11 protein-coding genes are annotated in these 14202 nt (G+C 72.1%); 5 read left to right on the top strand and 6 right to left on the bottom strand.

Features of this window, described 5'->3' with window-relative positions; genetic code table 11:
* Window positions 1-6: 6 nt before the first annotated feature.
* Window positions 7-1140, bottom strand: a complete 1134-nt coding sequence (locus tag ABTY20_RS01790; RefSeq protein WP_351995031.1) for a mechanosensitive ion channel family protein — start codon at window positions 1138-1140, stop codon at window positions 7-9.
* 107 nt (window positions 1141-1247) lie between these two features.
* On the opposite strand from ABTY20_RS01790, the gene ABTY20_RS01785 reads away from it, so the two are divergent.
* The gene (locus ABTY20_RS01785; protein WP_351995030.1) at window positions 1248-1823 is read left to right on the top strand and encodes a dienelactone hydrolase family protein; all 576 of its coding nucleotides are present in this window, start codon (window positions 1248-1250) and stop codon (window positions 1821-1823) included.
* A gap of 16 nt (window positions 1824-1839) precedes the next feature.
* On the opposite strand, the gene ABTY20_RS01780 is transcribed toward ABTY20_RS01785, so the two are convergent.
* The 4 genes from ABTY20_RS01780 to ABTY20_RS01765 all read right to left on the bottom strand — a co-directional run bounded on the left by ABTY20_RS01780 (window position 1840) and on the right by ABTY20_RS01765 (window position 6632).
* On the bottom strand, window positions 1840-3525 hold the full coding sequence (locus ABTY20_RS01780; RefSeq protein ID WP_351995029.1) for an alkaline phosphatase D family protein: 1686 nt from the start codon (window positions 3523-3525) through the stop codon (window positions 1840-1842).
* An 88-nt stretch (window positions 3526-3613) separates the two neighbouring features.
* On the bottom strand, window positions 3614-4429 hold the full coding sequence (locus ABTY20_RS01775) for a DsbA family protein (protein WP_351995028.1): 816 nt from the start codon (window positions 4427-4429) through the stop codon (window positions 3614-3616).
* Window positions 4430-4524: 95 nt separating this feature from the next.
* A complete protein-coding gene (locus tag ABTY20_RS01770) occupies window positions 4525-5226 on the bottom strand; it encodes a hypothetical protein (RefSeq protein WP_351995027.1) in 702 nt (233 codons plus the stop codon).
* 68 nt (window positions 5227-5294) lie between these two features.
* On the bottom strand, window positions 5295-6632 hold the full coding sequence (locus ABTY20_RS01765; RefSeq protein ID WP_351995026.1) for a DUF2252 domain-containing protein: 1338 nt from the start codon (window positions 6630-6632) through the stop codon (window positions 5295-5297).
* A 257-nt stretch (window positions 6633-6889) separates the two neighbouring features.
* Between ABTY20_RS01765 and dnaE the strand changes: the two genes are divergently transcribed.
* The gene (gene dnaE, locus ABTY20_RS01760; RefSeq protein ID WP_351995025.1) at window positions 6890-10429 is read left to right on the top strand and encodes a DNA polymerase III subunit alpha; all 3540 of its coding nucleotides are present in this window, start codon (window positions 6890-6892) and stop codon (window positions 10427-10429) included.
* 99 nt (window positions 10430-10528) lie between these two features.
* On the opposite strand, the gene ABTY20_RS01755 is transcribed toward dnaE, so the two are convergent.
* Complete coding sequence (locus tag ABTY20_RS01755) at window positions 10529-10696, bottom strand: hypothetical protein (RefSeq protein ID WP_351995024.1); 168 nt, start codon at window positions 10694-10696, stop codon at window positions 10529-10531.
* 220 nt (window positions 10697-10916) lie between these two features.
* Between ABTY20_RS01755 and ABTY20_RS01750 the strand changes: the two genes are divergently transcribed.
* From ABTY20_RS01750 to ABTY20_RS01740, 3 genes are all read left to right on the top strand, one after another.
* Entirely contained in the window at window positions 10917-12125 is a 1209-nt protein-coding gene (locus ABTY20_RS01750; protein WP_351995023.1) for an NYN domain-containing protein, read from the top strand.
* 192 nt (window positions 12126-12317) lie between these two features.
* Window positions 12318-13292, top strand: coding sequence for an ABC transporter ATP-binding protein (locus tag ABTY20_RS01745; RefSeq protein WP_351995022.1), 975 nt, complete (start codon window positions 12318-12320; stop codon window positions 13290-13292).
* Between the two features lie 80 nt (window positions 13293-13372).
* Window positions 13373-14194 (top strand): ABC transporter permease, encoded by an 822-nt coding sequence (locus ABTY20_RS01740; RefSeq protein ID WP_351995021.1) that lies wholly within the window; start codon window positions 13373-13375, stop codon window positions 14192-14194.
* Window positions 14195-14202 lie beyond the last annotated feature (8 nt).

Raw genomic sequence — 14202 nt, 5'->3', positions numbered from 1 at the left:
CCCGGGTCAGCGCTCCCTGGGATGGCGGTGCGCGCGACGGGCCGCCGGCACGCCGTCGGGGACGCGCCGGCCGTCGGGGACGTGGTACCCGTCCAGGCGGGGCGCGGGCACCGCGTCCGCCGTGTTGACCCGGGGGAGGGCGTAGGGGTGCTCCTCCGTCAGCCAGCGGATCATCCGCTCGCGGACCGTGACCCGCACCGTCCAGATGTCGTCCGCGTCCCTGGCCGTCACCAGGGCCCGCACCTCCATGGTGCTGGGGGTGCTGTCCGTCACGGTCAGGTTGTGGGCGCGGCCGTCCCAGGCCTGGCACTCCCGGAGGATGTCGCGGAGCTTGTCGCGCATCGCGTCCAGCGGCGCCGAGTGGTCGAGGTGCCAGAAGACGGTGCCGGTCATCTGCGGCGTGCCGCGCGACCAGTTCTCGAACGGCTTGGAGGTGAAGTACGACACCGGCATGGTGATCCGGCGCTCGTCCCAGGTGCGCACGGTCAGGAAGGTCAGCGTGATCTCCTCGACCGTGCCCCACTCGCCGTCCACGACCACCGTGTCGCCGATGCGCACCATGTCGCCGAAGGCGATCTGCAGCCCGGCGAACATGTTGCCCAGCGTGGACTGGGCGGCCACACCGGCGACGATGCCGAGGATGCCGGCCGAGGCCAGCAGCGAGGCCCCGGCCGCCCGCATCGCGGGGAAGGTCAGCAGCATCGCGGCCGCCGCCACCACCCCGACGATCGCCGACACCACCCGCCGGATCAGCGTCACCTGGGTGCGCACCCGGCGGACCCGGGCGGGGTTCCGCTCGCGGTGGGTGCTGGCGTACCGGGTGTACGAGGTCTCCACGACCGCGGCCGCGATCCGGATCGCCAGCCAGGCGGTCGACCCGATCAGCACGAGGGTCAGGACCCTGCCGACGGCGACCTCGCGGCCCGGCAGCAGCCGTGCCTCGTCGTACGACCCTCTGAGCAGCGCCGCGCAGAGCACCAGCTGGTAGGGGATCCGGGCGCGGCGCAGCAGGCCCCACAGGGGAGTCTCGTGGTGGCGTTCGTCGGCCTTGCGCAGCAGCAGGTCGGTGGCCCAGCCGAGCAACAGGGTGAGCACGACCGAGCCACCGACCACGATCAAGGGGCGGAGCACGTCATCCATGTCCCCGAACCTAACCGGCCCGGGCGGGCATGAACATGTGACTTCCGCACGATCGTGGGTAGTGCCGCCGTCCGGCGCCGTCACACCGGGCTGGCACCATGGACCGCATGAACATCATGCTCTTTCACTCGACCTACGGTCTGCGGCCCGCGGTGCGCCGCGCCGCGGACCGGCTGCGTGCGGCCGGACACGAGGTGTGGACCCCCGACCTCTTCGAGGGCCGCACGTTCGACACGGTCGAGGAGGGCATGGCGTACAAGGAGGAGACCGGCAAGGACGAGCTGCTGAAGCGGGCCGTGCTGGCCGCCGCGCCCTACTCCGAGCGGGGACTGGTGTACGCCGGGTTCTCCTTCGGCGCCTCCGTCGCCCAGACGCTGGCCCTCGGCGACGACAAGGCGCGCGGACTGCTGCTCCTGCACGGCACGTCGGACATCGCGGAGAGCGCCTCGGCGGACGGGCTCCCGGTGCAGCTGCACGTCGCCGAGCCCGACGCGTTCGAGACCGACGACTGGCTCACCGCCTGGTACCTGCGGATGGGCCGGACCGGGGCCGACGTCGAGGTCCACCGGTACGCCGGGGCCGGCCACCTCTACACCGACCCCGACCTGCCGGACTACGACGAGGAGGCCGCCGAGGCCACCTGGCGGGTGGCGCTCGGCTTCCTCGGCTCGCTGGAGGAGTGAGCCGGCGGACCGCCCGTCACACCGGGGCGTGGACGCGCTCGACCTTCTGCGTGCCGCTGCGGGTGCGGTAGGAGCGGGCCCACTCGGCCGTGGCGTCCGCCGCGGTGCGGTCCGACAGCACGTAGTAGTCCATCTGCGCCCGCTCGGCGGTGATGTCCAGCACGCCGTAGCCGTGCCGGTCGGTGTCGACCCAGTGGACGTGCCGGTTGGCGGCCCGGATCAGCGGGGAGGCGAGCGCGGTGACGGTGCCCTCGGGGACCTTCACGATGTCGTCGAGGTTGTCGGAGGTGACCGAGGTGACGACGAACTCCGTGGCGGCCGACGCCGACAGCGGATAGGTGCCGGCGTTCACCGGCACGTCGTTGGCCCACGCCATGTGGATGTCGCCGGTGAGGAAGACCGTGTTGCGGACGGCGTTCGCCCGCAGGTGCGCGAGGAGTTCGCGGCGGTCGTCGGTGTAGCCGTCCCACTGGTCGGTGTTGAGCGCGAGCCCCTCCTGCGGCAGGCCCAGCAGCTTCGCGAGCGGTTTGAGCAGGCTCGCCGGGAGGGAGCCGAGGGCGAACGGCGAGATCATCACCGGGGTGCCGACCAGTCGCCAGGTGGTGTCGGAGGCCGTCAGACCCGCCTTCAGCCAGTCCAGTTGGGCGCGTCCGGTGAGCGTGCGGTCCGGGTCGTCGACCTCGCCGTCGCCGAGGGAGACCTGCGGGGAGCGGAACGACCGCAGGTCCAGCAGGGACAGGTCGGCGAGCCTGCCGAAGCGCAGCCGGCGGTAGGTGGTGCCGGCGATCGCGGGCCGTACCGGCATCCACTCGAAGTAGGCCCGCTTGGCGGCGGCCTGACGGGCCGACCAGGCGCCCTCCGCGCCCTCGGTGTGGTTCTCGGCGCCGCCCGACCAGGTGTCGTTGGCGAACTCGTGGTCGTCCCAGATCGCCACGACCGGCGCCGCGGCGTGCAGGGCCTGGAGGTCGGGGTCGGTCTTGTACGTCGCGTGCCGGAGCCGGTAGTCGGCGAGGGTGACGATCTCGTGGGCGGGCGCGTGCGGCCGGACGACCCCGCCGCGGGCGCCGTACTCGCCGGTGCCGTACTCGTAGATGTAGTCGCCCAGGTGCAGCCAGGCGTCCAGGTCGCCGCGGGCCGCGAGGTGGCGGTACGCCGAGAAGTGCCCGGCCTCCCAGTTGGCGCAGGAGACCACGCCGAAGCGCAGCCCGGTCACGGCGGCGTCGGCGGCCGGGGCGGTGCGGGTGCGGGCGACGGGGGAGTCGACGTCGCCGGCGGAGAAGCGGAACCAGTAGTCGGTGGCCGGCCGCAGGCCGCGGATGTCCGCCTTGACGGTGTGGTCGGAGGCGGCGGTGGCGAGGACCGAGCCCTTCGCCACGACGTCGGTGAGCGCCTTGTCCCGGGCGACGGTCCAGCTCACCTCGGTGTCCGGGCCGAGCCCGGAGCCGGGTATCGCCTCCGGCGCCGGCGTCACCCGGGTCCACAGCAGGACGCCGTCGGGCAGCGGGTCGCCGGAGGCCACGCCGTGCAGGAAGGCGGGTGCCTGCACGGCCGCGGCACGCGCGGGCGGGGCGGCGGCGAGCGGTCCGGCCAGCACCGCGGTGGCGGCGGCGGCCTTGACGACCGTACGGCGGCGCGGGGCGGGGGAGACGGTGTCCACGGTGGCGGAGACGGCGTTCTCGGATGATCTGTGTCGACTGGTCACAGCCGAACAGGCTACTGACAGGTACATGGAAGAGCGGGCGAACCCACGAAAGTTCGCCCGCTCTTCGGCCCGTCGTCGGCCGGCCGGGTCAGGCCTTGAGCGCCTTGTCGACGGCCGCGTTGAACTCGTCCACCGTCATGGGCGCGTTCTGCCCGTCGGAGCCGGTGAGCTTCTTGCCGTCCATCATCAGCGTCGGGGTGCCCTTGACGTCCTCGCTGTCGTCGAACACGTCGGACATCTCCAGCGCCCACCTGTCGTAGGTGCCGTCCTTGACGGCCGACTGGAACTCCTTGTTGCCCTTCAGGGCGTCGACCGAGTTGGCGATCTTGATCAGGTACGCGTCGTCCTTGAACTTGTCGTCCGTCTCCTCGGGGTGGTACTCGGCCGAGTAGAGCGCGCTCTTGTAGGCGAGGAACGCCTCGGGGCTGACGTCCAGCGCGGCGCCGAGCGCGCTCAGGGCGTTCTTGGAGCCCTCGCCGGTCATGCTGCGGTCGAGGAACGAGGCGCCTATGAAGCGGATCTTGTACTTGCCGTCCTCGACGTCCTTCTCGATCGTCTTGCCGACCGTCTGCTCGAAGGAGGCGCAGACCGGGCAGCGCGGGTCCTCGTACAGTTCGAGGGTCTTCTCGGCGTCGGACTCGCCGATGACGACGGTGGTGCCGTTCTTGCCACTGGCGTGGGCCGGCTTGACGAGCTCGGCGTCCTTCGCGGCCTCCCAGGCGCCGGGCTTGTTGGCCTGGACGACCGCGTAGCCGATGCCGCCGGCCGCGGCCAGCACGCCGACCACCGACAGGGCGACCACGATCTGCCGCTTGGCCTTCGCCTTCTTCGCCTGGCGCTCGCGCTCCTGGCGCAGCCGCTCCCGGGCCGCCGTCTTCGCCGCCTGGCTGTTCCGCTTGCTCATGATGGTGTCTCCACGGGGGACGCACACGGGTGGTGTGCGGGGATACGTATGGGGGACCGCTGGTGCTCGGGGGATTCGCCGGGACGGGGAGCGCCTCAGGCGAAGACGACGGGGCACGGCGGTCCGCGGCGTCCCAGGGAGTGCGCGAGCAGCAGGGCCCGGGCGGTGGCGGCGCGGCGGACCGGGCGGGCCGGACGGAGGGGCTCCGGGGCCCGGCGCACGGTCACCGCGGCGACCGCGAGCAGCAGCGGCCGGAAGGTCGTGGCCGCCACCGCGCTCAGCAGCTGGGCCAGCGCCCGCTCGCCGCGGCGCAGCCAGGCGGCGGCGAACAGGCCGACCCCGATGTGCGCGCCGAGCAGCGCCCAGGCGGTCGCCGGGTCGGCCTGGGCGAGCAGGACCGCCAGCCGGTCGCCGTTCCCGGCGGCGTGCCCGGTGGCCCGGGCGAGCGGCGCGCCCACGCCGGTGCCGTCGCCGCACAGCACGTCGAAGCCGACGGAGCGCAGCGGGCCCGCCACGGGTCCGCCCATCCGGCCGTAGCAGACGTGCTGGCCGGTGGTGAAGACGGTGTCGGCGGCCAGCTCCAGCGGGATCAGCAGGGCGGCGATCCGCCCGAAGGAGCGCTCCCGCCCGGCCAGGGCGTAGGCCAGGACGAACACGGCGGCGGCGATCGCGGCCACCGTGCTCAACGGCAGCGGCACCCCGGACAGCAGCACGTGCGACGCGGCGCTGAGCGTCACGACGACGGCCGTGAACAGCGCCGCGCGGACGGCTCTGAGCTGGGTTCCGGATATGTCCATGGCGGGAACGAGTGTGTCACGTGCTCCGGTAAGGGATCCCTAAAGGATTCCTGTGGACGGGCGGATCGTTAGAGTCCCGGAATCCTGCCGTTGCGGAACAGGTCCAGGAAGGTCTGGTGGTCGGCGCGGGCCCTGGCCCCGTAGGCGTGGGCGAAGTCGACCAGGAGGGGGGCCAGGGAGTCCTCGTCGGCGGCGATCGCGGCGTCGATGGCGCGCTCGGTGGAGAACGGCACCAGGGACTCGCCGGAGGTGTCGTCCGCCGCCGCGTGCATCGTGGCCGTGGCCCGGCCGAGGTCGGCGACGACCAGGGCGATCTCCTCCGGGTCGTCGATGTCGCTCCAGTCCAGGTCCACGGCGTACGGCGAGACCTCGGCGACCAGCTGGCCCGCGCCGTCCAGCTCGGTCCAGCCCAGCCACGGGTCGGCGTGCGCCTGGAGGGCGCGCTGGGAGATCACCGTGCGGTGCCCCTCGTGCCGGAAGTAGGCCCGGACGGCCGGGTCGGTGACGTGCCGGGAGACGGCCGGGGTCTGGGCCTGCTTGATGTAGATCACCACGTCGTTCTCCAGGGCGTCGCTGTGCCCCTCCAGGAGGATGTTGTACGACGGCAGCCCGGCCGAGCCGATGCCGATGCCGCGGCGGCCCACGACGTCCTTCACGCGGTAGGAGTCCGGGCGGGCCAGCGAGGCGTCCGGCAGCGTCTCCAGATAGCCGTCGAAGGCGGCGAGCACCTTGTAGCGGGTGGCGGCGTCCAGCTCGACCGCGCCGCCGCCGGGCGCGAAGCGGCGCTCGAAGTCGCGGATCTCCGTCATCGAGTCCAGCAGCCCGAAGCGGGTCAGCGAGCGGGCGTCGCGCAGCGCGTCGAGCAGCGGCCCCTGGGCGGTGTCCAGGGTGAACGGCGGCACCTCGTCGCTCTTCGCGCCGGTGGCCAGCGCGTGGATCCGCTCCCGGTAGGCGGCCGCGTAGATCGTGACCAGCTCGGTGATCTGCCCGTCGCCGAGCGCCTTCGCGTAGCCGATCAGCGCCACGGAGGCGGCGAAGCGCTTGAGGTCCCAGAGGAAGGGGCCCACGTAGGCCTCGTCGAAGTCGTTGACGTTGAAGACCAGGCGGCCGTTGGAGTCCATGTACGTGCCGAAGTTCTCCGCGTGCAGGTCGCCGTGGATCCACACGCGCGAGGTGCGCTCGTCCAGGTACGGCCCGCCGTGCGCCCGCCCGGCGTCCTCGGCGTCCAGGTCGTGGTAGAAGAGGCACGCCGTCCCGCGGTAGAAGGCGAACGCCGAGGCCGCCATCTTGCGGAACTTCACCCGGAACGCGGCCGGGTCGGCGGCCAGGAGCTCGCCGAAGGCGGTGTCGAGGACGGCGAGGATCTCCTCGCCGCGGTGCTCGTCGTTGAGCTGCGGGACCGACATCGCTTGGTGCCTCCTGGTGCGGGATGTCTCGGGACGGCTGCTCCGTCCCCTGCCTAACGCGCGACGGGTCACGGGAGTGCCCGCGCCACCGCCCGAAGGTACGTCGGGACGCGCTCCGCGTGTCGGTGCCGAGGCATAGACTTCGACGCGGTCCCCCGGACCGTCCCCCGCCCGTCGCCCAGAGCCCTCCCGTCACCCGACCACCGCCCCTCATCGGGGCGCTCCGCGCCACAGCGTTCACCCTTGGAGGCCGCACCGTGTCGAAGCCGCCGTTCACGCACCTGCACGTCCACACCCAGTACTCGCTGCTGGACGGTGCCGCGCGGCTCAAGGACATGTTCGACGCCTGCAACGAGATGGGCATGACGCACATCGCCATGTCCGACCACGGCAACCTGCACGGGGCGTACGACTTCTTCCACTCCGCGCAGAAGGCCGGGGTCACCCCGATCATCGGGATCGAGGCGTACGTCGCGCCCGAGTCCCGGCGCAACAAGCGCAAGATCCAGTGGGGCCAGCCGCACCAGAAGCGCGACGACGTCTCCGGTTCCGGCGGCTACACCCACAAGACGATGTGGGCGGTGGACAGCACCGGTCTGCACAACCTCTTCCGGCTCTCCTCCGACGCGTACGCCGAGGGCTGGCTGCAGAAGTGGCCCCGGATGGACAAGGAGACCATCGCGAAGTGGTCCGAGGGCATCGTCGCCTCCACCGGCTGCCCCTCCGGCGAGGTGCAGACCCGGCTGCGCCTCGGCCACTTCGACGAGGCACTCAAGGCCGCCGCCGACTACCAGGACATCTTCGGCAAGGACCGCTACTTCCTGGAGCTGATGGACCACGGCATCGAGATCGAGCACCGGGTCCGCGACGGCCTGCTGGAGATCGGCCGGAAGCTCGGCATCCCGCCCCTGGTCACCAACGACTCGCACTACACGTACGCGCACGAGGCGACCGCCCACGACGCGCTGCTGTGCATCCAGACCGGCAAGAACCTCTCCGACCCCGACCGCTTCAAGTTCGACGGCACCGGCTACTACCTCAAGTCCACCGACGAGATGTACGCCATCGACTCCTCGGACGCCTGGCAGCAGGGCTGCGCCAACACCAGGCTGATCGCCGAGATGGTCGACACCACGGGCATGTTCGTCAAGCGCGACCTGATGCCGAAGTTCGACATCCCGGAGGGGTACACCGAGGTCACCTGGTTCCAGGAGGAGGTCCGCCGCGGCATGGAGCGCCGCTTCCCCGGCGGCGTCCCCGAGGACCGCCGCAAGCAGGCCGAGTACGAGATGGACGTCATCATCCAGATGGGGTTCCCGGGCTACTTCCTCGTGGTCGCCGACTTCATCATGTGGGCCAAGAACCAGGGCATCGCGGTCGGCCCCGGCCGCGGCTCCGCGGCCGGCTCGATCGTGGCGTACGCGATGGGCATCACCGACCTCGACCCGATCCCGCACGGCCTGATCTTCGAGCGGTTCCTCAACCCCGAGCGCGTCTCCATGCCCGACGTCGACATCGACTTCGACGAGCGCAGGCGGGTCGAGGTGATCCGGTACGTGACGGAGAAGTACGGCGCCGACAAGGTCGCCATGATCGGCACCTACGGCAAGATCAAGGCGAAGAACGCCATCAAGGACTCCGCGCGCGTGCTGGGCTACCCGTACGCCATGGGCGACCGGCTCACCAAGGCCATGCCCGCCGACGTCCTCGGCAAGGGCATCGACCTCGACGGCATCACCAACCCCTCGCACCCGCGCTACAACGAGGCCGGCGAGATCCGCGCGATGTACGAGAACGAGCCGGACGTGAAGAAGGTCATCGACACCGCCAAGGGCGTCGAGGGCCTGGTCCGGCAGATGGGCGTGCACGCGGCCGGCGTGATCATGTCCAGCGAACCCATCGTCGACCACGCCCCGGTCTGGGTGCGGCACACCGACGGCGTGACCATCACGCAGTGGGACTACCCCCAGTGCGAGTCGCTGGGCCTGCTGAAGATGGACTTCCTGGGCCTGCGCAACCTCACGATCATGGACGACGCCGTCAAGATGGTGAAGGCCAACAAGGGCATCGACCTGGAGATGCTCTCCCTCCCGCTGGACGACCCCAAGACCTTCGAACTGCTCTGCCGCGGCGACACCCTCGGCGTCTTCCAGTTCGACGGCGGCCCGATGCGCTCGCTGCTCCGCCAGATGCAGCCCGACAACTTCGAGGACATCTCCGCCGTCTCGGCCCTCTACCGGCCGGGCCCGATGGGCATGAACTCGCACATCAACTACGCGGAGCGCAAGAACGGCCGCCAGGAGATCACACCGATCCACAAGGACCTGGAGGAGCCGCTCCGGGAGGTGCTGTCGGTCACCTACGGCCTGATCGTCTACCAGGAGCAGGTGCAGAAGGCCGCCCAGATCATCGCGGGCTACTCGCTCGGCGAGGCCGACATCCTCCGCCGCGTGATGGGCAAGAAGAAGCCCGACGAGCTGGCGAAGAACTTCGTGCTCTTCCAGGAGGGCGCCCGGAAGAACGGCTACAGCGACGAGGCGATCCAGGCCCTGTGGGACGTGCTGGTCCCCTTCGCCGGCTACGCCTTCAACAAGGCGCACTCCGCCGCGTACGGACTGGTGTCGTACTGGACCGCGTACCTCAAGGCGAACTACCCGGCCGAGTACATGGCCGCGCTGCTCACCTCCGTCAAGGACGACAAGGACAAGTCGGCCGTCTACCTCAACGAGTGCCGCCGCATGGGCATCAAGGTGCTCCCCCCGAACGTCAACGAGTCCGAGTCGAACTTCGCCGCGCAGGGCGACGACGTGATCCTCTTCGGCCTGTCGGCGGTGCGCAACGTCGGCACCAACGTCGTCGAGTCGATCATCAGGACCCGCAAGGCCAAGGGGAAGTACGCCTCGTTCCCGGACTACCTCGACAAGGTCGAGGCGGTCGTCTGCAACAAGCGGACCACCGAGTCGCTGATCAAGGCCGGCGCCTTCGACTCCATGGGGCACACCCGCAAGGGCCTCACCGCGCAGTACGAGCCGATGATCGACACCGTGGTCGCGGTGAAGCGCAAGGAGGCCGAGGGACAGTTCGACCTCTTCGGCGGCATGGGCGAGGCGGAGACCAGCGAGCCCGGCTTCGGCCTGGACGTCACCTTCACCGACGACGAGTGGGACAAGACCTACCTGCTCGCCCAGGAGCGGGAGATGCTCGGTCTGTACGTCTCCGACCACCCGCTGTTCGGCCTGGAGCACGTGCTGTCCGACAAGGCCGACGCGGGCATCTCCCAGCTCACCGGAGGTGACTTCGGCGACGGCGCGGTGGTCACCATCGGCGGCATCATCTCGGGCCTGCAGCGCAAGATGACCAAGCAGGGCAACGCCTGGGCCATCGCCACCGTGGAGGACCTCGCCGGCTCCATCGAGTGCATGTTCTTCCCGGCCACCTACCAGCTCGTCTCGACGCAACTCGTCGAGGACGCCGTGGTGTTCGTCAAGGGTCGGCTCGACAAGCGGGAGGACGTGCCGCGGCTGGTCGCGATGGAGCTGATGGTCCCCGACCTGTCCAACGCGGGCACCAACGCGCCCGTGGTGCTCACCATCCCGGCCACCCGCGTGACCCCGCCGATGGTCAGCCGGCTCGGCGAGATCCTCACCCACCACAAGGGCGACAGCGAGGTGCGGATCAAACTCCAGGGACCGACGAAGACGACGGTGCTGCGCCTGGACCGGCACCGGGTCAAGCCGGACCCGGCCCTGTTCGGCGATCTGAAGGTCCTCCTCGGGCCGTCCTGTCTGGCGGGCTGACGGGCGCGTCCGGCCGACACGTGTGAGGGGCGCACCCTGTGGTGGGTGCGCCCCTCGTCATGTGCCGTGCCCGGGCCGCAACGGACCGGTGGGGCGACGTCAGTTGTGGCCGAAGCGCTTCTGCCGGCCCTTGCCCCGGCCGACCTCGCCGGGCACGACCTGTGTGGTGCGCTGCTCGTCCGGCGTCTCCATCGTGGACGACTGGGCCGCCCGCTGGGCGCGTTCGGCCTGCGGCTGCTTACGGTCACGGTTCCTGTTCTTGGCCATGGTGATGCCTCCTGTGGGGGACTAGGGGCCAGGGCCGGGACCAGATTCACACAGCCCGATAACGGGCGCATGTCGGACAATTACCGTGTGTGACCGGGGTGATCGGGGAGGAAGTGTGGAAACGCCACGCCGAAGATCGAGTTCGGGCCGTTAACCCCGGCGCGGTCGGGCAGACTCGAAGCAAGCCCGAAGCAAACCTCCCGGAAAGAGGGTGGACCGCGTGGACCGCTGCATCGTCCTGGTGGACGCCGGGTATCTGCTGGGGGCCGCCGCCAGTCTCCTCGCCGGGGAGCCCTCACGGTCCCGCATCACCGTCGATCACGCGGCCCTCATCCAGGGGCTGCGGGAGCGCGCCGAGAACGAGACGCGGCAGCCGTTGCTGCGTATCTACTGGTTCGACGGTGCCCCCGACCGCGTTCCGCAGCCCGAGCACCGCAGGCTGCGCGTGATGCCCCGGGTCACCGTCCGGCTGGGGGCGCTGACCCGCAGCGACGGCCGCTGGGCGCAGAAGGGCGTCGACGCCGCGATGCACGCCGAGCTGACCGAACTGGCCCGCAACCGCGCCTGCTCCGACATCGTCCTGGTCACCGGCGACGGCGATCTGCTGCCGGGCATGATGGCCGCCAAGGAGCACGGCGTCGCGGTGCACCTGTGGGCCGTGCAGGCCGCCGACGGCGACTACAACCAGTCCGAGGACCTGGTCGCCGAGGCCGACGAGCGCCGGGTGCTGGACCGGGCGTGGATCACCCGGGCCGTCCGGGCCAAGGAGCACACCGGGGCGTGCGCCCCGCCGCCCGTGCCGGGGCCCGAGATCGCCGCGATCCTCTCCGCCCCGCTGCCCGAGTCCGCGCCCGCCCCGGGGACCGACCGGGCCGCCCAGGAGCCGCGGCACCCGGCCGCGGCCGGGCACAACGGCACCGCCGAGCGGACCTCCACGGCCAAGGGCGTCCCCACCCCGAAGGACCTGGCCGCGCTGCGCGGCCCCGGCCCGCACCCGCCCCAGCAGGCCGCCTCCGCCACCCTGCGCTGGTCCTCCGACAAGGGCTGGGTCGACCGCCCGGCCGCCGAGCCGCCGGAGGCGGCCTCCATGCCGACCCTCGCCCAGCTGACCACGGCGGAGCAGCGCTGGGCCGACCGGGAGGAGGACATCACCACCGTCGGCGGGGACCCCTTCGAGGTGGGGCAGGTCTTCGCCCGGCGCTGGGTGGAGCGGCTCGGCGACCAGAGCCACATCCAGAAGCTGTCCGCCATGTACCCCCGCATCCCGCACCGCGTCGACGGGGAGCTGCTCCGCTACGCGGCCCGCTTCGGCCTCCTCGCCCACAAGGACGACCAGATCGACGAACGCGACCGTTACGCCATCCGGGCGGGCTTCTGGCGCGAGCTGGACCTGCGCACGGGCACGGAACGGGCTCCCGCCGGGGAGTGAGCGGGCGGTGCGCCGTCCCGCACCCCGACCCGGGGGCCCGCACCCCCGCGGTCCGGACGACGGGCCGGCGGACGACCGGGGCGGGTTCGCGGCCACCGGGCGACCCGAGGACGGGGCGGGGCCGCCGACCCCGTAGGCTCGTCCCTTGTGAGTACGCGCGCGGCACAGGGATTTCGGCACGGTGGTGCTGTCGTGTGCGCGGTGCGCGGGCTGACCAAGACCTATCCGGCGGTGCGCGGCCGGCGCGGGGCCCCCGCGACGCCCGAGGTCCGGGCCACCGACGACGTGACGCTCGACATCCGGCGCGGTGAGATCTTCGGGCTGCTCGGGCCGAACGGCGCCGGCAAGTCCACCCTGGTGCGCCAGCTGACCGGGCTGATGCGGCCCGACCGCGGCAGCGTGGAGATCCTCGGCCACGACATCGTGCGCCACCCCGAGCGCGCCGCGCGCATCCTCGCCTACCTCGGCCAGGAGTCCAGCGCCCTCGACGAGCTGACCGTGTCCCTCGCCGCCGAGACCACCGGCCGGCTGCGCGGGCTCGACGCGCGGCGGGCCCGGGCCGAGCGGGACGCCGTCCTGGACGAACTGGGGCTCTCCCCGATCGCCGGGCGTCCCCTGAGGAAGCTGTCCGGCGGCCAGCGCCGGCTGGCCTGCTTCGCCGCCGCGCTGGTGGGGGAGCGGCCGCTGCTCGTCCTGGACGAGCCCACCACCGGCATGGACCCGGTGGCCCGGCGCGCCGTGTGGTCCGCCGTCGACCGGCGCCGCGCCGAACACGGCACCACCGTGCTGCTGGTCACCCACAACGTCATCGAGGCCGAGACCGTCCTCGACCGGGTCGCCGTGCTCGACCGCGGCCGGGTGATCGCCTGCGACAGTCCGGCCGGCCTCAAGGAGCGGGTCGCCGGCGAGGTCCGGGTCGACCTGGTGTGGCGCGAGGCGGCCCCCCTGCACGTCCCCGAGGTCGCCGCACTGCGGGACCGGGTCGTCGAGTCGGGCCGCCGCTGGACCCTGCGGCTGGCGCCCGAGGAGGCCCGTGCGGTCGTCGCCACCGTCACCGGCGGGGCCGCCTTCGCCGCCCTGGACGACTTCACGCTGGCCACGCCCAGCCTGGAGGACGTCTACCTGGCGCTGGGCGGTGCCGTGCGGCAGGGGCTGGTGAAGGCGTGAGCACGCGGGCCGCGGCGTCCGTGGGGAACGGGACCGCGGTGGTTCCGGGCGAACCTCCGAGCGAAGGGGAGCAGCACGACGTGAGTGTCGTACCCGCCGGTGTCGTGCCGGGCGGCGTCCTGGCCGAGGAGGGGGCCGCGCCGGAACCGGCCGAGCTCGGACCCCGGGCGCGGCTGTGGCCGTCGCTGGCGGCCGTGTACCGGGCACAGCTGTCCCGGGCCCGGGTCGCGCGGATCCCGCTGCTGTTCGTGGCGACCTTCCAGTCCGTCGGGATCATGATCCTGATGCGCGGGGTCGTGGACGGCGGCGGCGAGGCGCGGGCCGTGGTCGCCGGCTCGGCGGTCCTGGTCGTCGCGTTCGTCGCGCTGAACCTGCTCGCCCAGTACTTCGGGCAGTTGCGGGCCAGCGGCGGGCTCGACCACTACGCGACGCTGCCGGTGCCGCCGGCGGCGGTGGTGCTGGGCGCGGCGGGCGCGTACGCCTCGTTCACCGTGCCGGGGACCGTGGTGACCGCCGTCTTCGGGTGCGTGCTGTTCGGGCTGCCGCTGGCGCACCTGTGGGTGCTGGCCGCCGTGATCCCGCTCGCCGGGGCCGCGCTCGCCGGACTCGGCGCGGCGCTCGGGCTGCTCGCGCCCCGCGCGGAGCTGGCCACGCTGCTGGGGCAGCTCGGCATGTCGGCCGCGCTGCTGCTCGGTGTGCTGCCGGCGGAGCGGATGCCCGAGGCGGTGCGCCTGGCCCGGGACCTGCTGCCGTCGACGTACGGCGTCGAGGCCTTCGCGCGGACCTTCGGGCCGCACCCCGACTGGGCGAGGGTCCTCGGTGACCTGGCCGTGTGCGCAGTCGTCGGCGTGCTCTCGCTGGTCGTGGCGACCTGGGCGTACCGCAGGGCGGCCGTCCGGTGACGCGCCGC

It is taken from the genome of Streptomyces sp. NPDC126497 (genome assembly GCF_040302425.1).
Lineage (GTDB): Bacteria > Actinomycetota > Actinomycetes > Streptomycetales > Streptomycetaceae > Streptomyces.
Note: the sequence above shows the minus strand (reverse complement) of the source record. Positions and strands in the feature narration are given on the sequence as shown.

Coding starts and splice junctions, on each gene's coding strand:
- ABTY20_RS01790 (WP_351995031.1), bottom strand. CDS start 1,140: ATGGATGACGTGCTCCGCCCCTTGATCGTGGTCGGTGGCTCGGTCGTG.
- ABTY20_RS01785 (WP_351995030.1), top strand. CDS start 1,248: ATGAACATCATGCTCTTTCACTCGACCTACGGTCTGCGGCCCGCGGTG.
- ABTY20_RS01775 (WP_351995028.1), bottom strand. CDS start 4,429: ATGAGCAAGCGGAACAGCCAGGCGGCGAAGACGGCGGCCCGGGAGCGG.
- ABTY20_RS01770 (WP_351995027.1), bottom strand. CDS start 5,226: ATGGACATATCCGGAACCCAGCTCAGAGCCGTCCGCGCGGCGCTGTTC.
- ABTY20_RS01765 (WP_351995026.1), bottom strand. CDS start 6,632: ATGTCGGTCCCGCAGCTCAACGACGAGCACCGCGGCGAGGAGATCCTC.
- ABTY20_RS01755 (WP_351995024.1), bottom strand. CDS start 10,696: ATGGCCAAGAACAGGAACCGTGACCGTAAGCAGCCGCAGGCCGAACGC.